Genomic DNA, 23,393 nt, shown 5'->3' on the forward strand with positions numbered 1-23,393 from the left:
TAAAAATGATGCCATTCCTGAAGAGAGAGGAATGGCTTTTTTTTGTGTGTCTAAATTAAGTTTAACTGCCAGGAAACACCGAACTGATCTTGAATCCACGCATAACGCCTGCTCATATTATAATCATCGAGCGGTACATGTATCGCTCCGTTTTTCTTCAGCTTTCTGTACAATAGTTCAATTTCATTCAAGTCTTCACACTCAATGTATACAGACATGCTAGGTGTAAATGTAAATTCAAACGGTATTTCAGAATCTTTAATCATTAAGTGCATATCACCAATTCTAATGACTGACTGCTGTATTTTATTTGAGTCCGCATAGTTTACGAGTTGAATAATATCGAAATGATGGAACACCTCTTTATAATATTCGAGTGCTTCAAAAGCACGTCCCTCAAAGGTTAATAGTGGCATTGCTGCTTTCATAATATTTTTCTCCTTTACAACTGATATAGTATTGTTTACAATTTTGTGAGAACAGACTGATACAGTTTGAGATGTTTACATATTTATTATAACAGTCCATTATGATCTTTTTGAAAAAGGAGGCAGAGAATGATTGCATTAACAAATGTCGTTAAGGAATTTAAAGGTGACGATGGTCCCGTTAAGGCCTTGAATGGTATTACAGTTCACATAGAGCAAAGTGAGACATTCGGCATTATCGGCGAGAGCGGATCCGGTAAATCAACACTGCTCCGTATGATTAATGCACTGGAGACACCTGATCACGGCGAGATCGTCGTTGACGGCAATAATGTCAGTTCTTTATCGGCAAAAGCTTTAAGGCTGTACAGGAAGAAAATAGGCATGATTTTTCAGCAGTTTAATTTACTGAATAACAAAACAGTCATCGAGAACATTATGCTCCCGTTAAAACTGCACCATTTTGAATCCGCTTTAGATATCGATGAAGTTTTGGAATTTGTAGGATTAAGCGACAAAAAGAATAATTATCCATCTCAGCTGTCCGGCGGACAAAAACAGCGTGTCGGTATTGCGCGGGCTTTGATTACCAATCCGAAGATCCTGCTCTGCGATGAGCCGACGAGTGCACTGGATGAGAAGACGACAGATGAAATTGTACAGGTTTTAAAACGTGCACATAAAGTGTACGGTATGACAATTGTCGTTGTGACGCATGAATTAAACGTCATTAAACAGCTGTGTGACAGAACGCTCGTTTTAGAAAAGGGCAATGTCATCGATACGATTGATATAAAACCCTCTTCTTCAACAGTATCTGAAGAGTCGTATTACGAGCGGATACTAGAGGTGTTAAAAAATGAGTGAAATCATTACGATCTATTTTGAAAGAGTAGTAGAATACTGGCCGAATCTTTTGACGAGTCTTAATGAGACGGGAATAATGATGGGCTTTGCGACAGCAGCGGCAATTTTACTTGGTCTGCCTCTCGGCACGCTGCTGTATTTAACTGATGAAGATAAACCGCTGCAAAACAAATTTGTTTATCATACAGCGAACGTCCTTGTTAATATCGTCCGCTCATTTCCGTTTCTTTTGCTCGTCATCGCCATGCAGCCTTTAATTCGCGAAATATACGGCAGAGCAACGGGTGATCCCGTTGCAGCATCATTTCCGCTGATGGTGATTGCGATTGCTTTATACGCAAGATTTGTGCAGCAGTCACTGCTCGATGTACCTAAAGGTGTCGTAGAGACTGCACAAGCACTCGGTGCTTCTGTATTTCAGCTGGTTTACCGCTTTTTATTTGTAGAAGCCAGAAGTTCTTTAATTATCGGTTTCTCAACTGCTTTTGTAAGTTTTATTTCATATTCCACAATCATGGGGGTTGTCGGCGGCGGCGGAATTGGTGATTTTGCCATCCGATATGGATATCAGCGTTATGAAACAGACATCATGTACACAGCAATTATTATTATTATTATCTTTGTCCAGATTGCACAGTGGTTTGGGCTGTGGCTGGCAAGAAAAATTGATAAAAGATAAAAGGAGAAAAGAAAAATGAATAACAAGTACTGGTTAATGAGTATTTTTTCAGCAGCTGTTTTAGTGCTGGGGGCATGTGGGAATGATGAGGAGAGCTCAGAAGGAACTTCAGATGAAGACACTGAAATTACAGTGGTCGCGCAGACTCCGCCGATGACTGATGTAGTTGAAATTGTCGGGGAAGTGATTGAAGAACCCTATACGGTAGAGCTGGTAGAAGTTGCGGATAATATCCAGTATAACCAGGCCGTATCTAACGATGAAGCTGATGCGAGTTTTGCTCAGCATGAACCGTTTATGGAACAATTTAATACTGAAAATGATGCTGATTTAGTGGCGATGGAAGAAATTTATAATGCGATTGTCGGTTTCTACTCACCTGTTTACGACTCGATAGATGAACTGGAAGACGGCGCTGAAGTTGCTATACCAAGTGATGCAACGAACGAGGCGCGTGCCCTGATGATTTTAGATGATGCAGGAATTATTACATTGCCTGACGGTGTAACCTTTGAAGCCTCTGTAGATGACATTGAAGAAAATCCAAAAAATCTGGAATTTACCCATGTCGATCTGCTGAATTTAAGTGCATCTTATGAAGATGGTATTCCATTGGTGTTTAACTATCCAACATACATAGAACCGCTTGGCTTAACACCGGAAGATGCCGTGCTGCTTGAAGAAGATGAAGATAATACATTTGCACTGCGTGTTGTAGCGCGTGAAGGCAATGCGGATTCAGATAAAATACAGGCGCTGAACGAAGCATTCACGTCACAGGAAGTTTACGATTTTCTAAACGAACTTGCAGACAAATCGCATCTTGAACCTGCATTTGAGCCGGAGGGAGAATAATGAAAAAACAATTTCTATTTCCTTTATTTCTCACTTTGACACTGATTCTTGCTGCATGTGGCAACGATACAAAAGAAGCATCATCAGAAACAGAAGAAGACACACACATTATAATCGCTTCTCAGTCAGAGCCTTTGACGACAATGGTTGAAACTGCTGCTGAAGTCATAGAAGAACCGTATACGATGGAACTGCTGCCGGTGAACGACAATATACAATACAACCAGGCTACTTTTAATGATGAAGTGGACGGAAGTCTGGCGCAGCATGAGTTATATATGGAAGGCTTTAATGAGGAAGTCGGTGCGGATCTTGTTGCAATTCAGCCAGCCTATATTTCAAATGTCGGTTTCTATTCGCCGGTTTACGATTCTATTGAAGAAATAGAAGATGGTGCAGAAGTAGCAATACCAAGTGATCCGCCAAATGAAGCCCGGGCACTTTTAATTCTCGACAGCGCGGGTGTGATTACTCTGGCCGAAGACACAGGTATTGATGCTGCTGTAGCTGACATCGTTGAAAACCCTAAAAATTTACAATTCACTCCTGTCGATTTATTTAATTTAACAGCAGCATACGAGGACGGGGTTGAACTGGTTTTTGAACATCCTAATTTAATTGCAAATATCGGTCTTTATCCGAAAGATGCAATTTTACTTGAAGATGAAGATGAAAAAAGATTTGCCTTCCAGCTGGTAACGCGTGAAGGCAAAGCAGATAGTGAAAAAATGCAGGCGGCAAAACGCGCGCTGACATCTCAGGAAGTCTACGATGTATTAATGGAGACTGCCGAACACGATATGTTTACACCGGCGTTTGAACCTGGTCAGCCTGCAGAATAATTTTATTGGAAGTACCGAGTTTGACCTCCCTTACTCGGTGCTTTTTTATTTTGTTTAAATATTGCTATAATTAAGAAAGTGCATACAATTTCGAGGGGGATATACGATGGGAATTCAAGAAAAGCTGGAGCAGTTTAAAAATGAGTTGAGAAAAGTCATTATCGGGCAGGATAAAGTACTGGAACTGGTGTTTATCAGCCTGATTCAAAAGGGGCATATACTATTTGACAGCGTGCCTGGAACGGGGAAGACAGTATTGTCTAAAGCGGTTGCTGAAACGGTCGGCGGAAAATTTTCACGTATACAGTTTACGCCGGATGTGCTGCCGTCAGATATAACGGGAATGAATATGTATAATCCAAAAACTCAAAGTTTCGATTTGAGAATGGGCCCGGTAGAGACGAATATTCTTTTAGCTGATGAAATTAACAGGGCAACACCAAGAACTCAGTCAGCACTTTTAGAAGTAATGGAAGAAGGACAAGTGACCATCGATGGTAAAAAGATTGTGCTCGATGATTTATTTACAGTGCTGGCCACGCAAAATCCAATTGAATCGAGACAGGGGACATTTGATTTGCCGGAAGCTCAGATGGACAGATTCTTAATGAAGATTACTCTCGGCTATCCAAAAAAAGATGAAGAGCTGCTGATGATGGATATGCACAGAGGCAAGCAAAGACCCCGGATTGAACAAGTCTTTACCAGAGAAGATATATTACAGTTCAGAAGAGAAGCGGCGGACGTCAGAATGAATGATACAGTCAAAGAATACATAATTAATATCGTACAGAAAACAAGAAATCATAAATATATCGCACTTGGTGTTTCGCCAAGGGGGACACTCGCTTTAATGCGTGCGAGTATGGCCGCTGCCTTAATAAACGGACGGGATTACGTCATTCCTGAAGATATAAAAGCGATGGCGCCATATGTGCTTTCGCATAGGCTGGTTTTAAATATTGAAGGAATGACAATTACAGCAAATGAACAATTATTAGAAGAAATTTTAAATGAAGTTGTTGTACCGGTAGAGTACGGAGTGAGCCGTGATGAGGTATAAGTACGATTATAAAGAATCACAGACGGCAGCTCTCCTGTCAGTTGCTACAGCTGTGCTGATTATTTTCGATATATTTTACGCTGCTTCTCTAAACATTTATATCGTATTTATACTCGGTATTATTCTGGCATCGATACTGCTGAACAGATTATATGAGCGCGGCGTTATGAAAAAGCTGTCGATTGATATCGTGAATAAAGAAGTAAGACACTATAAAGGTGAAGCGGGTATTTTAAAAATTAGAATCCGTCAGGAAGGCATCATGCCGGTTTTAGGTGCTGAAATGACGATTACAGCCGGCAATGATATTAAATTTGATCATGATCAGGCTTTAAAAATCCGGCAGCAGACAGAAACGAAGACTGTTTTTACAGTGCTGCCAAAAAGTGAAACAGTTATCGAAGTGCCTTATACTGCGGTACATCGGGGTGTAAGTTATATCGTCGACAGCCGCATTAAAATTCCTAAAATTTTTAGTTTCGGCAACATGGATTTAAAACAGCTTGGGTCTGCTCAGCATGAGATATTGATATATCCCGATAAATTCGCTGTTCATAATGAAAAAATCAAATTTAAAGTTGCTGAAGGCATATTTAGAAATAATGAATCTTTATACACTGATCCGCTCCTGACTATCGGCAACAGAGAGTATATGACGTCTGACTCACTCAGGGATATTAACTGGAAACAATCAGCGAGAACAGGGGAATTGCAGGCGAAAGTATATGAGAAAACGACATATACAGAATGGCTGATTCTTATAAATCTGCGTTCCGGCTCAATTTTTGCACCGCCGAAAAACATAGAAAATATCTTTGAGAAACTGAGTTTTTTAACAGGAGAAATTGCCAAAGAAAATATTAATTACAGCATGATTGCAAATATGAAAACTTTCGATGAAGGGAATTATTACAGAATTGATGATTTAAATGGAGTCAGGAGCTGCAGGCCGATGCTGGAGGCACTGGCTAAAATTAAAACTGTGACATTTACCATTTCATTTGAAAGATTTTTAAATCATGTACAGCTGTATGAAAAAATACCTTCACACATCATTTTTACAGGACAGACAAACCCGCTGATCGATAAAGAACTGACTCACTTTCTTCACCGCGGCGTGACAGTCTACCAGCTGGATGAAAACGGTCTTGAACGTTACGGTGAAAAAAGGGCGGTGAGATAATGAAACCTTTGAAATATTACGCAGCTTTTATATTTTACTTTACAGTAGAAATGTTCGTGCCGCTGTTTGCCGCTGTTTTAATAAATATTCACAACACTGATAAAAACGGCGTGATTCATATGAGTGTGACATTGATATTACTATTAATCTTAAGCCGCTTAATAACCAGAAAATTTCCCTTGGCCTATATTTATATCCTGGTGCCGGCAGGGATTATTATGATGATGCTTTTTGGTTCATACTGGCTGACCGCAATATTATTAACCGGTTTTGCTGTCTGGACGCTGGAACAGCTGTACGACAATATAAACAATCACCATAACGAAACGATGATGATGATTATGCTCGGGCTTCTTATCATCATTAATCTGATCAGGTCTGAAGCAATTGCAGAAGAAGCAATACTGCTTCATATGATTGCTATCAGCATGTTTATCTTTTACTTTTTAGGACGTGCGGTGATGCTGATGACAGGAAGCGGCTATAAATTCAGTCAGCAGCTGCTTAACTTTGCTGTTATTTCAGCTGCACTTTTAAGTGCGGCGGCGATCTTTACACTGGCATACAAGTATGTTGTATTCGGCATCCAAACAGCATTTATCTTTCTGCTGAATGGATTTATCATGCTGCTGCGGCCGTTCTTTTCATTTCTTGAAACGGTAGAGTGGAAATTCCCTGAAATGCCGCAGGAAGAAATGGAAGTAAATGAGTCAGGAGATGCAGTCGAAGACACTTTTGAAAGAGAAAGTATTATCAATGACACACCCGTCATGGCGATACTGCTGACAGTTTTAATTATCGGCTGTGCGATTGTCCTAATTATCTACTTTAAGAAAAGGAGCAGACCTGAGAAAGAAAAGATCCAGGCCGCAGCGTATCGGACTTCTATTGAAAGCATACAAACAAAAGCTTATACCGAAGAAAACCAGCCGCCGCCGAACAGCAAAGTGAGAAAAGAATACTATGCATTTGAGAAATGGCTGGCGAAGAGAAAACTTGGCAGATACTATGGTGAAACAATCGACGAGTGGAGCAGCAGAGTGAATATTAATAATCAAGCTATGATTGAGCAATATAAACGCTACCGCTATGACAGTAAAGATTTAACTGCTTTGGAACTTGCTGAATTTAAAAATATGATCAGACAGCTGAAGAAAAAATTAGAGGATAAAAATAGTTAATTCAGAAAATTTTAATTTTGAAAACGGAATCATGTTTTAATATTGTAAGAATTGTCGTATAATTCGAACAATAACCTTTAGAGGGGGAAAAAACATGATTGAAGAACCTATAGTAGCAACAGTCATGCTGTTTGCACTTCTGGCCTTGGGGGAAGTCATTTCAATTTACTCAAGAGCACGCATACCGATGCTGATGACAGCAATGATCGGTTATCTGGTTTTAACCTGGACAGGCGTTTTCCCTGAAAACATTTTAGAATTATCGACGCTGCCTGCACTTGGTGCAATACTCATCGGGCCGCTGATTATACATATGGGAACTTTGATGCCTTTAAGTATATTAAAGAAACAATGGCGTGCCGTGATTATTTCAGTGAGCGGCTTAATTGGAGCATTGGCTTTAGTTTTATTAATTGTTCCTTTATTCTTCGATTTTGAAACCGCAGCAAGCGGTGTTGGTCCAATTTCAGGCGGAGTTGTTGCCTTATTGATTACTACAGAAAAACTGACTGAACTTGGATTGACTGCTTTAATTGTTGTACCTGTATTAATTGCAGCTTTCCAGACGCCTATCGGTATGCCGTTGATAGCATTTCTTTTAAAACGCTATGCTTCTCGCTTCGTGAGTACTACTCAAGCGACGCAGGCAGAAATGGAATCGATGGAGGAAGATGAAACACCAGTCAGATTTAATTTATTGAAAAATAATATTATCTTGCTATTTATAGTATTTGTATTCGCTGCAGTCGCGACGGTTTTAAGCGAATGGACAGGCATTCACTTTACATTGTTCTGCCTGCTCTTCGGTATTCTAATGCTGAATGGGCGCTTGTTCCCGCAGGCTGTGCTGCAAAAATCGAATTCATTCAGTTTTATGATGGTTGCACTCATATTTGTTATTATTGGAACTATGGGCGGGATTACGCCTCAGGATGTCATTAATAATATTCCTGCAGTGATATTGATTTTAATATGCGGAGTCTCAGGTTTAGCACTGGGCGGATTTATCGCTTCAAAAGCGGTCGGCTGGCATCCGTTAAAAGGAATGCCTGTTGCACTGACTGCGCTTGTCGGTTTCCCGGGAGACTATATTATTTGTGAGGAAGTATCCCGGAGTACAACAGATAACCAGACAGATCAGACGAGAGTATTTAATGAAATCGTGACACCGATGCTGATCGGCGGTTTCGTTACCGTTACAGTCGCATCAGTTGTCGTTGCATCATTTGTTATGGGAATGCTATAAAAAAGGAGACTTTTAAATGAGTACTTTAATTGTAAAAAATATTAATTTAATCGACGGTACAGGTGCCGAAGTGAAAGAAAATGTTTCAGTTATTATTGAGAATGGAAAATTTACAGGGATTGGAAATGACGTAGAGTCGGCAAATGCTGAAGTTATCGACGGCGGGGGCAAGTACATGCTGCCGGGTATGATCGATACACACGTCCATTTATCGACAGAGTTCAAACCGCTGGCTGAACGGGTGGCAACACCTTTTTCATATCAATTCTATGAAGCTGCCCAATATGCCGAAAGAACAATTAATGCTGGAATTACAACGGTGAGAGATGCACTTGGCAGTTCTTTAGGTTTCAAACAGGCGATTAATAACGGTCTGGTAACTGGGCCGCGTATGCAGGTTTCAGTCAATGCCTTGTCAATTACAGGCGGGCATGGTGACGGCTATAACTACTCAGGTATTGATCTCAGTCTGGTCAAACCCTATGAAGGCATGCCGGACGGTATCGCAGACGGAGTAGACGAGGTCAGAAAGAAAACGCGTGAACTGCTGCGTGCCGGGGCTGATGTGATTAAAGTCATGGCGACAGGCGGTGTATCAAGCCCGACAGACCATCCTAAATTTACCCAGTACTCATTGGAAGAGTTAAAAGTCATCGTAGAGGAAGCGCAGTTTAGGAACGGCGTTAAAGTCATGGCTCATGCTCAGGGTCTGGAAGGGATTAAAAATTGTGTTGAAGCAGGTATTCACTCTATTGAACACGGCATTTATTTAGATGATGAAGTCATAGAGAAAATGATTGAAAAAGGGACTTACTTAGTTCCAACGCTGCTTGCGCCAGTTTCAGTTATAGAGTTTGCAGATGAGCTTGGTATTTCAGAAGCAGGTCTAAAAAAATCTAAAGAAGTAATGGAAGACCATAAAGCAAGCTTTAAAAAGGCGTATGATGCCGGGGTTAAAATTGCTATGGGGACAGACGCTGGTGTATTTAAACACGGTACGAACCTTCGCGAACTTGAATTGATGGTAGAATCGGGCGCCACACCGATGGATGCGATTGTTATGTCAACGAAAAATGCTGCTGAATGTATGGAAATTGAAAACCTGGGTCTGGTTAAAGAAGGTTACATTGCTGACTTTATTTTAACGGAGAGCAATCCGCTTGAAAATATTGGCATTCTTAAAAATAACGATGAAATTAAAGTCGTTGCCAAAGATGGAAAAGTACTTAAAAATATTATATAAAATAGAAGCCGTCCGTTGTGACGGCTTTTTTTCATGCGTTGAAAGATGTGTTAAAGTAATATAACATAGAAAAAGTACAGTATATAAAGGGGGATATGCATGAAAATCAGAAAAGCTTTAAAAACTACACGGTTCGAAAAGATAAAACTATCATTAAATTCAGAGTTTACCGTTCAAACGTTAATTAACGTTTTGACAATCATCGTAGGATCATTTCTATTCGCTATCGGTGTCAACGGCTTTATGATTGCAGGCAACCTCGGGGAAGGCGGCTTTATCGGTATCTCCATTATACTGTTTTACGCTTACGGCATTCCGACAGCACTGTCAAACTTAATTCTGAACTTTATTATACTTATTGTCGGCTTTAAATTTTTAGGCAAACGGGCAATGCTCTATACAATATTTACAATTCCAATGACATCCCTTGCGCTTTGGGCGACGGAATCATGGCAAATTCAAACAGATGAAATTTTAATTAATACCGTATTCGGGGGACTCTTTATCGGTATGGGTATCGGCTTAATTATCCGTATCGGTTCTACGACAGCCGGAACGACGATTTTAGCTAAAATGGCAAATAAATTTTTCGATGTGAACGTTTCATATGCATTATTATTCTTTGACTTAATCGTTATTACAATCGGGCTGACGGTAATGTCGCTTGAACAGGTTCTTTTAACTGTCATTGCCTTATATATTGCAACTAAGGTGATGGACTTCATTATCGAAGGTATGAACCCGAAAAAAGCTGTGACAATTATTTCCAGACAGCCAGATCTTATGGCTCATTTAATCAATACGAAAATACACCGCGGCGTGACGATTTTAGATGGCCATGGCTACTACTCTAAAGAAGAAAAAGATATATTATTTGTAGTTATCAATAAGTCGCAGCTGAACCGTTTGAAACGGCTTATTAAAGCGAATGATGATCAGGCCTTCGTTGTTGTTCACGATGTGAATAGTGTGTTGGGAAATTACCTGATCTAAGAAATATCTCTAAAGTAAATAATCCGTCTGTCAGGCAGCTGACGGACGGATTTTTGTATACATTGAGTTCTACCTTTTCACTGCGCTTAACAAAACAGCTTCCCCTTGAAAAGACTCAATTTTATCATTATTAATTTTGATACGGAATTTTTGCTGTATCTCTTCGTCAGCTCCAGTCATTATTTCGGTTAAATTTTTAATTTCTTCATCTGTCAGCTGCATTCGTCTGCACCAGTCATCAAATTCGAAATATTTTTCAAAACGATGCATTTCAAAGATTTCAAAGCCGGTCATCTCGAGCATCTGGAACCATTCTGTCTTTTTCCAGGCACGGAAGTGACTGTAATCGCGAAGTTTTTCGATTGTGTTATAAAACTGATCAAACTTATCTTTTTCAGGCGCAGCATTATCATTTAAAAGAAAACGGCCACCTGGTTTAAGCACGCGGTAAACTTCTTTAATAAAGACATTTAGATTTGGGAAGTGGTGAGGTGCAATACGACAAGTCACTATGTCAAATGTATCGTCATCAAAAGGCATATTCTCTGCATCACCTTCTATGAATTCGACGTTCTTATGACCGTTAGCAATAATGAATTTTTCAGCTGAAGCAAGCATTTCCGGTGTAAGGTCTAAAGACGTAACTTTTTTAACAAGCGGTGCTAATGCGTTTGCTGTATGCCCGCCGCCAGTTGCAGCATCGAGTGCAATATCTGATTTTTCACAGCGGGCCATTTCTATTAATGTCTTTAAATCGCTGCCGAGCCGATGCAGTTTACTGCTGACATAAGCATCAGCACTCCGTCCAAATTGGCTTTTAACATCCTTTTTTGTGTCCATAAATATAATCCCCTTATTATTTTTTGGATGAATCATTAGATATGTGCTGCTTATTTCACTTTAGCATATATAAACAATAAGTATAATTTATTATATTAATTTAAAATAATAAGAATAAGTTATTTAAAAGAAACTGTGTATGCTGAAGTAAATGATATAAACAATGATCCAGACGATTAGCCAAATGACTGTCTTAAGCCAAAATGATAAATTTTTAAAGATATAGTGCGACAGCAGATAAGCGATTGAAGAGACGAGTAAAAATCTCAGCAGTCTTGCCGGAATTGTAAAAAGCAGAAAGATTAACATTCCTGTATATTCAGGAGCTGCGGATGCAAAGAGTTTATAAGGCACACCGAATAAGGGACCGGTAATCAGCGCGGTAAAAATACTGTTTTCCAGCGTTTGATGAACGTGTTCAATCATGTATTCGTGAACAGCAGGAATACCGAGCATAAAATTTTCAGCGTGTTCCGGGCTAATACTGCTCCAGACAAATACAGTAATACCACCGATCATTGCACCAGATACAGCAGCGGCGTTCGCATATACTACATATTTAAATTTTTTATTACAGAGCGCGTAAAACGTTAAAATAACATCCGGTATAATAAAAAACCATACAGCTTCGCTGAATCCCCAAATAAATATCAGTATCATCATTACCATTCGTTAAATTGTCCTTCCTCCTGCAAGCCGTCCATTCGTGTGTTTAATTCTGTCATAAATTCATGGCGGTTATCAATATAGTGAAATTTATCGCCGACAAATATATCTATAAAAAAGGGGACGAAGACGAAAGACCCTTTAGGCAGGGCTTTGCCGAGACCGTGTATAAACAGCGGAACAATCGGTACATCCGGTTTTTCGCGCATGAGATAGTAGATGCCGCTTTTATATTTACTGAGCTGTTCTGCTTGGCCGCGGGATCCTTCCGGAAAAAGAATGATTATGCCGTCATCTTCCAGAGCGGACAGCACCGGTTTAAACATCCCTCTGAAATCGCGTGTCATTTTACGTTCTATCGGAATAATATTCATGACTTTTGTTGAAAAGAAAGCCAGAAATTTATTCTTCATAAAATAATCTCCCGCTGCGACCGGGCGGACTTTGGAAAAACTTTTTCCTCTAAAGAGCGACATCAGTACGAGCGTATCGAGATGGCTGTTGTGGTTTGCGATAATCACACAGGGACCGCGTTTCGGCAGTTTATCTCTGTTACGGATATTCAGACCGAGAACGAACAGAATAACAGGTCTTACTAAAATAGCAAACAGCAGATTTTTCATAGTTATCACCTAAAAGTAGAAGTATCTCGTAAAATGGAAAAACAGCGGTGCTGTATAAGTCAGTGAATCGACACGGTCAAGTATGCCGCCGTGGCCGGGAATAATTGCTGAAGTATCTTTAATGTTTAAGTCGCGTTTCAGTGCAGAAATATTCACAACCCCAATAAATCCGGTCAGGCCGATATACAAACCTGCAATAATACTGGAAAAGAGTGAGAATGGGGTGATCAATGGGGCTAAGATGACAGCGAGTACTGTTGTTGTCAGCACACCGCCAATAAATCCGGCCCATGTTTTGTTGGGTGATACTTTTGGCACAATTTTCTTTTTGCCGAGCATTTTCCCCCAGAGGAACTGGGCGACATCGTTAGCCTGTGTCAGTACAACTAGAAACAGTACGAGACCGGCTCCGGCAATGCTTTCTTCCTGTCCAGGCAAGACGAGAAGGAAGGCCAGGTGAGACAAACCAAATACCATTAGCATGACTCCCCATTGAACAGTTGCAATCGAACGGAGGAAGTTTTTAGTTTCACCGACGATAATTGCCTGAATCGGAATCAGTAAAAACATATAGACTGGAATGAAGACGATAAACATGCCGTACCAGCCAAGATAAATCAACAGGAACTGAATGGGAATCGTCATGTATGCCCAAAACAGGACCAGCCGGTGGGAACGGTTAAAAGGAATAAGCGAAAAATATTCTTTCAGTGCTAAGAAACATAAGAGCGCCATGAAAATTAATGAGATTGTCGAGTGAATAAGCAGTGCAAATGTAAAAATTATAAACATGACCCACCAAGAACGTATGCGCATCTCAACTTCTTTCAAACCGCTGGTGTTATTTTTCTGTTTCATTATTTTTGTAATAAATGTAGATATAATAAGCACAGCAACAATACCGATTAAAACGTAGAGAACTTCATCTGTCAGCAGATTGATATTCATCTTTTTACCTCCATTCCATTAATGACACGCTTATAAATGTTCAAACAAATTAATAGTGAAGCTGCAAGGAAGATAAAGTGCAGATAAGGCTGAAGCGGAATACTAAACAGTAAAAGGATAGCGATTACACCGATTAAAAAAGCACGGTCACTTTTACCCATCGGGCCATCATACCTTCTGCCACCGCTGACTGATTCTGAAATAACTCCGGCCATTTCACTAATAATGGACAGCGCAATAAAAATAACGACGCTGACTGGGAAAGTCTGGACGAGAAGTATAAAAGGGATGAACAGTACTGTGTCGCTGATCACATCGGTCAGTTCGTTTAAAAATTTACCGAGCCGGCTTTGTAAATTAAATTTTTTAGCGAGTACACCGTCTATAGCATTCATTGCCATCCGAATAAACATGAACACTGGAATGACAGCATAAATCCATGCAGATTCAGTATTAAAATAAAAAAGCACACCTGTAAGAATAGATAACAGGCATGCTGATATGGTCACCTGGTTAGGGGTGACCTTTTTATTGTGCAGAAAATTGACTATCGGCATAAGCAGCTGCTGGAATTTTGGTTTTAATTCATAAATGCTGATCATTTTTATCACTCCAATATTCTATAGCAAAAAGCTGAGATTAATGTTCCCGGTCAAGCAGATAAACTATAATATCGTCATTTTCTGCGATAAGATTAAAACCTTTGTAATTCAGCCAGGTTTTTGAAAAAGAGGTGCGGAAATATTCATGTGAAACGATATAGATTTTTTTAACATCCGCTGTCTCGCTTAGATATGTATCGAGCAGCCTTGAGCCGACGCCCTGCGATGGATGATCGGCATGCATTACAATTTCAGAAATGTACTGTTTATTATTGCCGTCTCCACCAGAGCGGATAATACCGACTAAAGTATTTTCAGACCAGGCAGTGATACAAAAGTCCGAACTTAAAATATTGTTGAGCAGCTGTTCATTATTATTGTAGAGTGCACTGTCTCCAGAATCATACAGCCCTCTAACATCTTCAATAGATATGTTTTTTTCAGTTGAAATCGTGACCATGACTCACCCCGTATTTTATATAAGTAACTTATTATAGCAAGAATCTTCAGAATATTGAAAGATTGATAAATTTTGTTTATAATTATATTGTATACGGTTTCAAATGAAAACAACATTAAAAACAAATAATTTTAGAAACAGGGTGGAGTAAATGGAACTTCAATTATATTTTTATCATGATGAACTGAACATGTCACCCGAAGCGGTGTTCGAAGTTTTGAACAATGATAAAAAGTTGATCAGCCAGCTCGATAAGCTGACAGATATTGAATATAAAAATGCAGCACCTGATACTAGAGAACCTGGAACAAAAGCTGTGCTTTTTTACGATGGTTCAAAAGTTGATACGGAAGTTGTTCAGTACAAGGCGGACAGAAGAATTGAATTTGATATGAACGTTCCTGCCGGTACTCTAAAAGCAATGATTAATATTGTGCCTGTAGAAGACAGGTCTGAACTGACGATATCAGCTAAACTTGTCACCGACTCGCCGGTAAGCTTTGCTCTGTATTCATTAAAAATACCGAAAGTAAAAAAACAATTTAATAAAGCTGTCGAAGCTACAGCGCAAAAATAACAGTGAGTAAAACGGAGGGCAGCAGTATGGAAGTTATGCAATATGCCGAAGATGCACTGACGATTAATCTCGGTAATGAGGTAGATGAAAAAATAAACAGACAGCTTGTTATATTAAAGGCTGCAATCGAAAAGCTGGAAATTGAAGGTATCACGGATATCGTTTTATCATATACAAGTCTGATCGTGTATTTTGATGTCCAAAAAACAAATATAGAAAAACTGAAAGAAAGTTTAAGTACATTAGACTTAAGCGACTTAACTGACAGTACATATTCATATAAAGTCATTAAAATACCTGTATGCTACGGCGGGAAATTCGGACCGGATCTGGACAGCTTTAAAGCGGACGGACTGGAGCCTGAAGACGTGATTGCCAGGCACAGTGAAAAAGAATATTTAGTGTATATGCTCGGTTTTATGCCGGGTTTTCCATTTTTAGGCGGTCTGGATGAATCGCTTTACAAAGCAAGACTGGATTCTCCTCGGACAAAAATACCCGCAGGTTCGGTGGGCATCGGCGGACAGCAGACCGGGATGTATCCCTTTGATTCACCGGGCGGCTGGAATTTGCTAGGCCGAACGCCAATTCCGCTCTATGACAGTTCCAGAGAGTCTGCTATTTTGTACGAGGCGGGAGACAGAATCATTTATACATCGATCGATGAAGACGAATATTACCGTATCCAGGAGGCATATGAAAAAGGCCAATATACGGTGGATATTGAATACAGAGGTGAAGAAAATGGCGCTTAAAATTATTAATCCCGGACTTTTTACGACGGTTCAGGATTTGGGACGTTACGGCTATGAATCCTACGGATTTACGCCTGCCGGGGTCATGGACTACGAAAGTTATTATCTGGTGAATGCTTTACTTGGAAATGATTATACATGCGCTGTCCTAGAAATGACTTTATACGGTGTCACTTTTGAAGTGACAGAGAGTACAAGTATGGCTACGGCCGGTGCAGCAATGGAATTAACCATTAATGAAACACCATTTGATATTGGGATAAGCATCGATCTGATAAAAGGAGACATCGTTAAATTTGGCGGTGTGACAGAAGGTGCCAGAACTTATGCCGCTTTCAGCGGCGGTTTTGCTTTAAAACAAGAACTTGGGAGTTACTCCACTCATACGAGAAGCAGTATGGGCGGTTATAAAGGCCGTGTCCTGGAAAAAGGCGATGTGCTGCTGGTAACAGGAAAAACGGTCAATCATAACTTGTCAAAAATTAATAAGAAATTACCGTCAGACTGTGAAATTCGCTTTATACCGGGGCAACAGTATGACCGGTTTGATAAAGAAGCGGTGTCTGTTTTTTGCAGCAGTGAATACACCGTCACGAAAGACAGTGACAGGATGGGCTGCCGTCTGGATGGTCCAGCTGTTGAAGCAGCAGACAGCAGGGATATTTTAAGCGAGCCGACACAGTTTGGCAGTATTCAGGTGCCTAAAAATGGCCAGCCGATTGTGCTGCTGGCCGATCGGCAGACAGCAGGCGGTTATAAAAAGATTGGTACTGTGGCCAAGGTAGACTTGCCTAAAATTGCCCAGAAAAAACCCGGAGAAAAAATTACATTTAAAGAAATAAGTGCTAAAGAAGCTCTTGTCTTATATAAAGACAGTCTGTCAGCACTGACCGATGGGACTTATATTGAAACGTCGGTGAAGTTTAATGATGTAAGACGCCGGGATGCCTTAATGATCGAACAATTAATTGGAGGCTAACACGATGAATTATAAAGAGATAAAAAAATTAGTGAAGTTATTAAAAGAAGAAGACTTGGCTGTACTCAGCATATCAGATGACAATACGCACATTCATATCGAGCAAAAGGGGACAGTAATTTCAGATCAGCCGGCTGCAATCAGTAATAATGAACCAGCTGCAGAAGTATCTGAGAAATCTTCAGAACTGCTTGAAATTACTGCCGGGCAAATCGGTACTTTTTATAATCAGAAAGACGAAAACAGTGAAGAAGTATTTGTAACAGTCGGTGACAAAATTGAAAAAGGCGATCAGGTCGGTTTTATTGAAGCGATGAAAGTGTTTAATGATGTTAAAAGCAATGTCTCTGGTGTCGTTGAAGAGATTAAAATAGACAATGGTGATGCAGTAGAATTTGGCGACGTATTACTCTTGGTGCGACCGGAGGAGGCGTAAGCATGAAAAAAGTTCTGATCGCAAACAGAGGAGAAATTGCGGTAAGAATCATCCGAACTTTAAAAGAGATGAATATTACCAGTGTCGCTGTATATTCGAGCGGTGACAAAGACAGTCTCCACGTCGCCCTGGCGGATGAAGCTTACTGTATCGGCAGCCCGTCGAGTGCGGACAGCTATTTAAATATCGATAATATTCTGCAGGCTGCGCTGATGAGCGGGACAGATGCGATCCATCCGGGTTACGGGTTTTTATCGGAAACCCCTGAATTTGCACGCCGAACTGAAGAACTGGGCAAGATATTTATCGGTCCGACGGCTGAAACGATGGAGAAGATGGGGAACAAATCAATGGCCCGCCAAACGATGGAAAAAGCAGGCGTGCCTGTGATACCAGGAAGCGACGGCATTGTGAATTCTATAGAAGAAGTAAAAACTCTGGCAGCAAATATTACATATCCTGTAGTCATCAAAGCAGTTTCCGGCGGCGGTGGTAAAGGGATGCGTTTTGCGCACAGTGACGAAGATGTCGACAAGTTATATGCGGAAGCCAAAAAAGAAGCGAAAAGCTCTTTTAATGATGATCGTCTCTATGTCGAGAAATATATTCCAAAAGCCCGGCATATTGAAATTCAGATTATCGGTGATGGACATGGCGGTGCCGTTCATTTATATGAACGTGACTGTTCGATTCAAAGAAATAACCAGAAGCTGCTGGAAGAAGCACCAGCGACTATTTTGAGCGAAAAAGAAAGAGCAGATATTACGGAAACGACGCGGCAAGCGATAGAGCAATTGAATTACCGCGGTGCCGGAACGATAGAGTATTTATACGTGCCGGAAGAAAAGAGGTTCTACTTCATAGAAATGAATACACGGGTACAAGTAGAACATACCGTATCCGAAGAAGTGACCGGCGTCGACATTATCCGGGCTCAAATTGATGTCGCTTTTAACGATGATATTGGTTTTTCTCAAAATGATGTTCAGCTTACGGGGCACGCCATTGAAGCTCGTATAAATGCTGAAGATCCCGCCAGCAATTTTATGCCCTCGCCGGGGAAAATTGAAACGCTTCATCTGGGATTAGGCAGAAATGTACGTGTGGATACGCACATATACAGCGGTTATACGATACCGCCTTACTACGACTCGATGATTGCTAAAATTATTGTGACGGCAAAAGATCGTCATTCAGCATTTGAGAAGCTGCAGCTGGTGCTCGGTGAAACGGTCATTGAACCGGTTAAGACTAATTTGGACTTCCAGTATTATTTGACCGGTCATCCGAAAGTACTGGCAAATGATTATGATATTAAGTTTATTCATACCGAAAATATTATCGAGTAAAGGATGAGAGAAGTGAGTAAATTAACGATCGATTTAAATGCAGACTTAGGTGAAAGTTTTGGAAATTATTCAATAGGCAATGACTCGGAAATAATTCCGCTGATTTCTTCAGCCAACGTTGCCTGCGGATTTCATGCTGGTGATCCGGGTGTGATGATTGAAACGGTTAAAAGAATTAAAGCGTCCGGCTCTACAGGATTGGGTGCACACCCCGGCTTTCTTGACCTGATGGGCTTTGGCCGCCGTTATATGCAGCTGTCAGATGATGAAGTGTATGCAATGATGCTCTATCAGCTGTCTGCACTTGACGGGATTGCGAGAACTTACGGACTATCAATCAATCACGTTAAACCGCATGGTGCCTTGTATAATGCAACATTTAAAGATGACAACCTGGCGCGTGTGATTGCTGAGGCAGTAAAAGATTTTAATCCGGAATTAAAGCTGATGGGTCTGGCTAATAATAATTTAGTTAAGGCTGGCGAGGCTGCAGGTCTTGAAGTTAAAAATGAAGTGTTTGCCGACCGTGCATATGAAGAAGACGGCACGCTTGTTTCACGCAGTAAAGAAGGTGCGATGATTACTGATAGTGATCTTGCAGCGAAACGTGTCATACGCATGCTTAAAGAAGGCAAAGTAGAAAGTATCAGCGGTAAAGATATCGACATTAAAGCGGACAGTATTTGTGTTCACGGCGATGGGGAAAAAGCGCTCGAATTTGTTAAAGAAATTAGACGCAATTTAAAAGAACAGGGAATTGACATAGAAACATTTTAAAAAGGGGTGCACACATGGAAAATAAACCGAAAATTACTGCCGCACAGCGCAGGCTGCTGTTCGGTGCAGTGTTCCTGATGGCAACATCATCAATTGGACCTGCATTTTTAACTCAAACAACAGTATTCACACAACAATTTATGGCAAGTTTTGCTTTTGCTATTTTAGCGTCAATCGTTATTGATATCGGCGCCCAGCTTAATATTTGGAGAGTTCTGTCAGTCAGCGGCAAGCGCGGACAGGATGTTGCGAATGCAGTGTTTCCGGGCCTCGGCTCCGTCGTCGCTGTTTTAATCGTTATCGGGGGTTTCGCCTTTAATATAGGTAACGTTGCAGGTGCCGGTCTCGGTTTTAATGCAATTTTCGGCTGGGATGTCAGAGTAGGCGCCGCAATTACAGGGATTTTTGCTATTGTTATCTTCCTGATTAAAAATGGCCGGGCAGTTATGGATATTGTGACACAAGTACTCGGAGTTCTAATGATCGGTATTGTGGCTTATGTCATGATTATTTCAGAGCCGCCGGTTGCTGAAGCGGCCAAACGTGCGATTATGCCTGAAGATCCTATTGCAATGCTGCTGCCGATTATTACACTGGTCGGCGGTACGGTCGGCGGATACATTACATTTGCCGGTGCTCACCGTTTAATTGAAGCAGGTATGACTGGAGAAAAGAATCTCCGATTTGTTAGTCATTCTTCTAACTGGGGAATTATCACAACAGGTGTGATGCGTGTCCTGCTGTTCTTAGCAGTACTCGGTGTGCTTTCTCAGGGTGCAGTGTTATCTGAAGAAAATCCGCCTGCCTCTGTGTTTGAATTTGCGCTTGGCGATATCGGTATGAAGATATTCGGTGTCGTTCTATTAGCAGCTGCCTTATCTTCTGTTATCGGTGCAGCATATACAAGTGCGAGCTTTATGAGATCATTCAACAAAGTATTCGACAGATACAACAACATAGTGATTGTCGTGTTTATCGCAACATCTACTTTAATTTTCCTATTCGTCGGCCGTCCGGTCACACTGCTTATATTAGCAGGTTCATTTAACGGACTGATTTTACCGCTGACGCTCGGTGCGATTCTGCTTGCTTCTAGGAAGAAGAGCATCGTTGGAAATTACCACCATCCGACATGGATGATTGGTTTTGGTATTATTGCAGTAATCGTTACGCTTATCGCAGGATTTATGTCGCTGCAAGGTCTTGCAGACTTATGGAATGGATAGGTGATTAGATGAATACAGAAGAAATTAGAAAGAAAATCAGAGACGGCGAACATACAGGTCCAACTTCAGGTATAGCAGGAGATAAAGTCCAGGCTAACCTGGCAATTCTGCCAAAAGAGTATGCTTTTGACTTTCTCTTGTTTGCAATAAGAAACAGCAAACCGGTGCCGATTATTGAAGTGCTGGAAGCGGGAGAATTTGTTAGCCGTTATGCAAAAAAATCAGATATCCGTACGGATATTCCGCAATATAATATTTATAAAAATGGTGAATTAACAGAGACGGTCAGCGACATTAAAAAATACTGGCGCGATGATTTTGTAACGTTTTTAATCGGCTGCAGTTTTACTTTTGAACAGGCTATTTTAGATGCCGGCATCAGCATTAAACATATCGATGAAGGACGTAATGTCGCGATGTACAAAACGAACATTGAGACAGAACCGGCCGGGGTATTTAAAGGTAATACTGTTGTGTCAATGCGTCCGTTCAAAAAGTCGCTAGTCGATAAAGTGACAGAAATTACGAACGAATTTCCAAATATGCACGGTGGACCGGTACATGCAGGAGATCCTAAAGAAATTGGCATCCGCAATATTGATAAACCGGATTACGGCGACAGCATTGAAATTGCCGAGGATGAAGTTCCCGTATTTTGGGCTTGCGGTGTCACACCTCAAAACGTGGTCTTGAATGCAAAACCGGAAATTTTAATCAGTCATGCACCAGGACATATGTTTATTACAGATATTAATAATGAAGAATATAAAAGTTAAAACCTGGCGGTTGCCCGGTTTTTTGTCTTTTAAGTAATAACAGCATAAAATACGTACGATTATATTATCAATTTAGTTATTGACAATTAAAATACGCACATTATAATTAATATTATATTAAATGTTCGTCAAATAGGAGTGGAGAAAACATGGCAGTAGGAATTATTATGGGCAGTTCTTCAGACTGGGAGACGATGAAACACAGTGCTGAAATGCTGGATTATTTTAAAATCAGCTATGAAACGAAAGTTGTCAGCGCGCATCGTACGCCTGAAATGATGATGGATTACGCAAAGCAGGCAAGCGAGAACGGTATCGACATCATTATTGCAGGTGCCGGCGGTGCAGCACATTTACCAGGCATGGTCGCTTCTCTGACACACGCACCGGTTATCGGTGTTCCAATTGAATCAAAAGCGTTAAAAGGAATGGACTCTCTGCTTTCAATCGTTCAAATGCCGGGGGGTATACCTGTGGCGACTCAGGCGATTGGTACAGCTGGTGCAAAAAATGCAGGAATTCTTGCTGCAAAAATGCTGGCAGTATCTGACAAGGAAATATTAAAAAGATTAGAAAATTATAAGGAAAGTTTAGAACAGAAAGTTGAGGAAATGCAAAATGACCTTAAATAAACGTTTGTACCCGCCTGAAACAATCGGAATTATCGGCGGCGGGCAGCTGGGGAAAATGCTTGCTCAAAGTGCGCTTAGAATGGGTTATAAAGTTGCTGTGCTGGATCCTTCAAAAGATGCCCCGGCCCGTCCGGTATGTCATACATTTATACAGGCAGATTTCAGCGACAAAGCTGCACTAATTGAATTGAGCGAACTGTCGGACGTTGTAACTTATGAATTTGAAAATATAGATGCGCATATTTTAAAAACACTCGTCAATAATTACTACGTACCTCAGGGTGCCGATACTGTACTGACGTTGCAAAACCGGACGAGTGAAAAAAATTCGATTAAACATTCGGGTGCCTCTATCGTTCCTTTTGCTGAAGTTTCATCAAAGGAAAACATAACAGCATTTGCAGGAGAATATTCCTATCCGCTGATTGTTAAAACAGCTACTGGCGGATATGACGGTAAAGGGCAGTATTATATAGAAACTGAAGAAGCATTGAAGTCAGCTGAGATTCCATTTGAAGATGCTGACTTTATCGCAGAAAAATATATTGATTTAGAAAGGGAAGTATCGCTCACTGCTGCAAGAAGTGCTGATGGTGAGACAATATATTTCCCGCTACAGGAAAATCTTCACCGCAATCAGATTCTGTACCGGACCATAGCACCTGCCAGAATTGATTATTTTGAAAAGGCTAAAAAAGAAGCAGAAAAGATAATGAAAGCCATGCTGTTTGTCGGCGTTTTTACCATTGAATTTTTCATCGATAAGGATGGAGAACTCTATGTTAATGAAATAGCGCCAAGACCGCATAATTCAGCACATTACACAATCGAAGCGTGTAACATCAGTCAGTTTGATGCACATATTTTAAGCGTGACGAATCAGCCGATGCCTGAAGTTTATCAGCATCAGGATGCAATTATGTTAAATCTTTTGGGTGAAGATCTTGACAGGCTGGATTCAGAGCTTTTTGAGCACCCGGATTGGAATGTTCACTTGTATGGAAAATCAGAACGTAAGTCTCAAAGAAAAATGGGACATGTGACTATCTTAACGGATGACATTGCCAGTGAGTTAGAAAAGCTGAAAACGAGTTTCGAAAAAGAAGTTTAGAAATTTAATACGACGTATAGTGATTGCAGAGCCGTTACTAAATCTAAATTAAGCTG

The 23,393-nt window shown here is 40.6% G+C and carries 27 protein-coding genes; 20 read left to right on the top strand and 7 right to left on the bottom strand.

Annotated features, from left to right (window positions below):
• Positions 1–50 precede the first annotated feature (50 nt).
• Positions 51–428, bottom strand: a complete 378-nt coding sequence (locus tag IEU81_RS10130; protein ID WP_092596558.1) for a VOC family protein — start codon at positions 426–428, stop codon at positions 51–53.
• A 129-nt stretch (positions 429–557) separates the two neighbouring features.
• On the opposite strand from IEU81_RS10130, the gene IEU81_RS10135 reads away from it, so the two are divergent.
• From IEU81_RS10135 to IEU81_RS10180, 10 genes are all read left to right on the top strand, one after another.
• Entirely contained in the window at positions 558–1,295 is a 738-nt protein-coding gene (locus IEU81_RS10135; protein WP_186090893.1) for a methionine ABC transporter ATP-binding protein, read from the top strand.
• Positions 1,288–1,974: a methionine ABC transporter permease gene (locus tag IEU81_RS10140; RefSeq protein WP_092596552.1), complete on the top strand. Its 687-nt coding sequence runs from the start codon at positions 1,288–1,290 to the stop codon at positions 1,972–1,974. Before IEU81_RS10135 ends, IEU81_RS10140 begins: the two co-directional genes overlap by 8 nt.
• Before the next feature lie 15 nt (positions 1,975–1,989).
• Entirely contained in the window at positions 1,990–2,829 is an 840-nt protein-coding gene (locus tag IEU81_RS10145) for a MetQ/NlpA family ABC transporter substrate-binding protein (protein WP_092596549.1), read from the top strand.
• Entirely contained in the window at positions 2,829–3,671 is an 843-nt protein-coding gene (locus tag IEU81_RS10150) for a MetQ/NlpA family ABC transporter substrate-binding protein (protein WP_092596546.1), read from the top strand. Before IEU81_RS10145 ends, IEU81_RS10150 begins: the two co-directional genes overlap by 1 nt.
• Before the next feature lie 106 nt (positions 3,672–3,777).
• Entirely contained in the window at positions 3,778–4,734 is a 957-nt protein-coding gene (locus tag IEU81_RS10155; protein WP_176760589.1) for an AAA family ATPase, read from the top strand.
• Positions 4,724–5,917: a DUF58 domain-containing protein gene (locus IEU81_RS10160; RefSeq protein ID WP_186090894.1), complete on the top strand. Its 1,194-nt coding sequence runs from the start codon at positions 4,724–4,726 to the stop codon at positions 5,915–5,917. The genes IEU81_RS10155 and IEU81_RS10160 overlap by 11 nt, the downstream gene beginning before the upstream one ends.
• Positions 5,917–7,098 (top strand): hypothetical protein, encoded by a 1,182-nt coding sequence (locus IEU81_RS10165; RefSeq protein ID WP_186090896.1) that lies wholly within the window; start codon positions 5,917–5,919, stop codon positions 7,096–7,098. The genes IEU81_RS10160 and IEU81_RS10165 overlap by 1 nt, the downstream gene beginning before the upstream one ends.
• A gap of 94 nt (positions 7,099–7,192) precedes the next feature.
• On the top strand, positions 7,193–8,344 hold the full coding sequence (locus IEU81_RS10170; protein ID WP_092596536.1) for a hypothetical protein: 1,152 nt from the start codon (positions 7,193–7,195) through the stop codon (positions 8,342–8,344).
• 16 nt (positions 8,345–8,360) lie between these two features.
• Entirely contained in the window at positions 8,361–9,587 is a 1,227-nt protein-coding gene (locus IEU81_RS10175; protein WP_186090897.1) for a metal-dependent hydrolase family protein, read from the top strand.
• A 99-nt stretch (positions 9,588–9,686) separates the two neighbouring features.
• On the top strand, positions 9,687–10,580 hold the full coding sequence (locus tag IEU81_RS10180) for a YitT family protein (protein ID WP_092596530.1): 894 nt from the start codon (positions 9,687–9,689) through the stop codon (positions 10,578–10,580).
• 69 nt (positions 10,581–10,649) lie between these two features.
• On the opposite strand, the gene IEU81_RS10185 is transcribed toward IEU81_RS10180, so the two are convergent.
• From IEU81_RS10185 to IEU81_RS10210, 6 genes are all read right to left on the bottom strand, one after another.
• Positions 10,650–11,420, bottom strand: a complete 771-nt coding sequence (locus IEU81_RS10185) for a class I SAM-dependent methyltransferase (protein WP_186090899.1) — start codon at positions 11,418–11,420, stop codon at positions 10,650–10,652.
• 123 nt (positions 11,421–11,543) lie between these two features.
• Positions 11,544–12,083, bottom strand: coding sequence for a hypothetical protein (locus IEU81_RS10190; RefSeq protein ID WP_231957234.1), 540 nt, complete (start codon positions 12,081–12,083; stop codon positions 11,544–11,546).
• Positions 12,083–12,709, bottom strand: coding sequence for a lysophospholipid acyltransferase family protein (locus IEU81_RS10195; protein ID WP_186090902.1), 627 nt, complete (start codon positions 12,707–12,709; stop codon positions 12,083–12,085). Before IEU81_RS10195 ends, IEU81_RS10190 begins: the two co-directional genes overlap by 1 nt.
• A 9-nt stretch (positions 12,710–12,718) precedes the next feature.
• On the bottom strand, positions 12,719–13,657 hold the full coding sequence (locus tag IEU81_RS10200) for a phosphatidate cytidylyltransferase (RefSeq protein ID WP_186090904.1): 939 nt from the start codon (positions 13,655–13,657) through the stop codon (positions 12,719–12,721).
• On the bottom strand, positions 13,654–14,259 hold the full coding sequence (locus IEU81_RS10205) for a CDP-alcohol phosphatidyltransferase family protein (protein ID WP_186090905.1): 606 nt from the start codon (positions 14,257–14,259) through the stop codon (positions 13,654–13,656). Before IEU81_RS10205 ends, IEU81_RS10200 begins: the two co-directional genes overlap by 4 nt.
• Positions 14,260–14,296: 37 nt before the next feature.
• A complete protein-coding gene (locus IEU81_RS10210) occupies positions 14,297–14,719 on the bottom strand; it encodes a GNAT family N-acetyltransferase (protein WP_186090907.1) in 423 nt (140 codons plus the stop codon).
• A 151-nt stretch (positions 14,720–14,870) separates the two neighbouring features.
• Between IEU81_RS10210 and IEU81_RS10215 the strand changes: the two genes are divergently transcribed.
• The 10 genes from IEU81_RS10215 to purK all read left to right on the top strand — a co-directional run bounded on the left by IEU81_RS10215 (position 14,871) and on the right by purK (position 23,337).
• Positions 14,871–15,296, top strand: a complete 426-nt coding sequence (locus tag IEU81_RS10215) for an SRPBCC family protein (protein ID WP_186090909.1) — start codon at positions 14,871–14,873, stop codon at positions 15,294–15,296.
• A gap of 26 nt (positions 15,297–15,322) precedes the next feature.
• Positions 15,323–16,051 (top strand): 5-oxoprolinase subunit PxpB, encoded by a 729-nt coding sequence (gene pxpB / locus IEU81_RS10220; protein ID WP_186090911.1) that lies wholly within the window; start codon positions 15,323–15,325, stop codon positions 16,049–16,051.
• Positions 16,041–17,030 (top strand): 5-oxoprolinase subunit C family protein, encoded by a 990-nt coding sequence (locus tag IEU81_RS10225; protein ID WP_186090912.1) that lies wholly within the window; start codon positions 16,041–16,043, stop codon positions 17,028–17,030. Before pxpB ends, IEU81_RS10225 begins: the two co-directional genes overlap by 11 nt.
• A 4-nt stretch (positions 17,031–17,034) precedes the next feature.
• The gene (locus IEU81_RS10230; protein ID WP_186090914.1) at positions 17,035–17,466 is read left to right on the top strand and encodes an acetyl-CoA carboxylase biotin carboxyl carrier protein; all 432 of its coding nucleotides are present in this window, start codon (positions 17,035–17,037) and stop codon (positions 17,464–17,466) included.
• A gap of 2 nt (positions 17,467–17,468) precedes the next feature.
• Positions 17,469–18,815: an acetyl-CoA carboxylase biotin carboxylase subunit gene (locus IEU81_RS10235; protein WP_186090916.1), complete on the top strand. Its 1,347-nt coding sequence runs from the start codon at positions 17,469–17,471 to the stop codon at positions 18,813–18,815.
• A gap of 12 nt (positions 18,816–18,827) precedes the next feature.
• Positions 18,828–19,592, top strand: a complete 765-nt coding sequence (locus tag IEU81_RS10240; protein WP_231957235.1) for a LamB/YcsF family protein — start codon at positions 18,828–18,830, stop codon at positions 19,590–19,592.
• A gap of 14 nt (positions 19,593–19,606) precedes the next feature.
• Positions 19,607–20,818, top strand: a complete 1,212-nt coding sequence (locus IEU81_RS10245; RefSeq protein ID WP_186090917.1) for an NRAMP family divalent metal transporter — start codon at positions 19,607–19,609, stop codon at positions 20,816–20,818.
• An 8-nt stretch (positions 20,819–20,826) separates the two neighbouring features.
• Complete coding sequence (locus tag IEU81_RS10250) at positions 20,827–21,594, top strand: putative hydro-lyase (protein WP_186090919.1); 768 nt, start codon at positions 20,827–20,829, stop codon at positions 21,592–21,594.
• Between the two features lie 149 nt (positions 21,595–21,743).
• Entirely contained in the window at positions 21,744–22,226 is a 483-nt protein-coding gene (purE, locus tag IEU81_RS10255; protein WP_092596483.1) for a 5-(carboxyamino)imidazole ribonucleotide mutase, read from the top strand.
• Positions 22,213–23,337, top strand: coding sequence for a 5-(carboxyamino)imidazole ribonucleotide synthase (purK, locus tag IEU81_RS10260; RefSeq protein WP_186090921.1), 1,125 nt, complete (start codon positions 22,213–22,215; stop codon positions 23,335–23,337). The genes purE and purK overlap by 14 nt, the downstream gene beginning before the upstream one ends.
• The last annotated feature ends 56 nt before the right edge of the window (positions 23,338–23,393 follow it).

The organism is Jeotgalicoccus aerolatus (assembly GCF_014635205.1).
In the GTDB taxonomy this organism is placed as follows: Bacteria; Bacillota; Bacilli; order Staphylococcales; family Salinicoccaceae; genus Jeotgalicoccus; species Jeotgalicoccus aerolatus.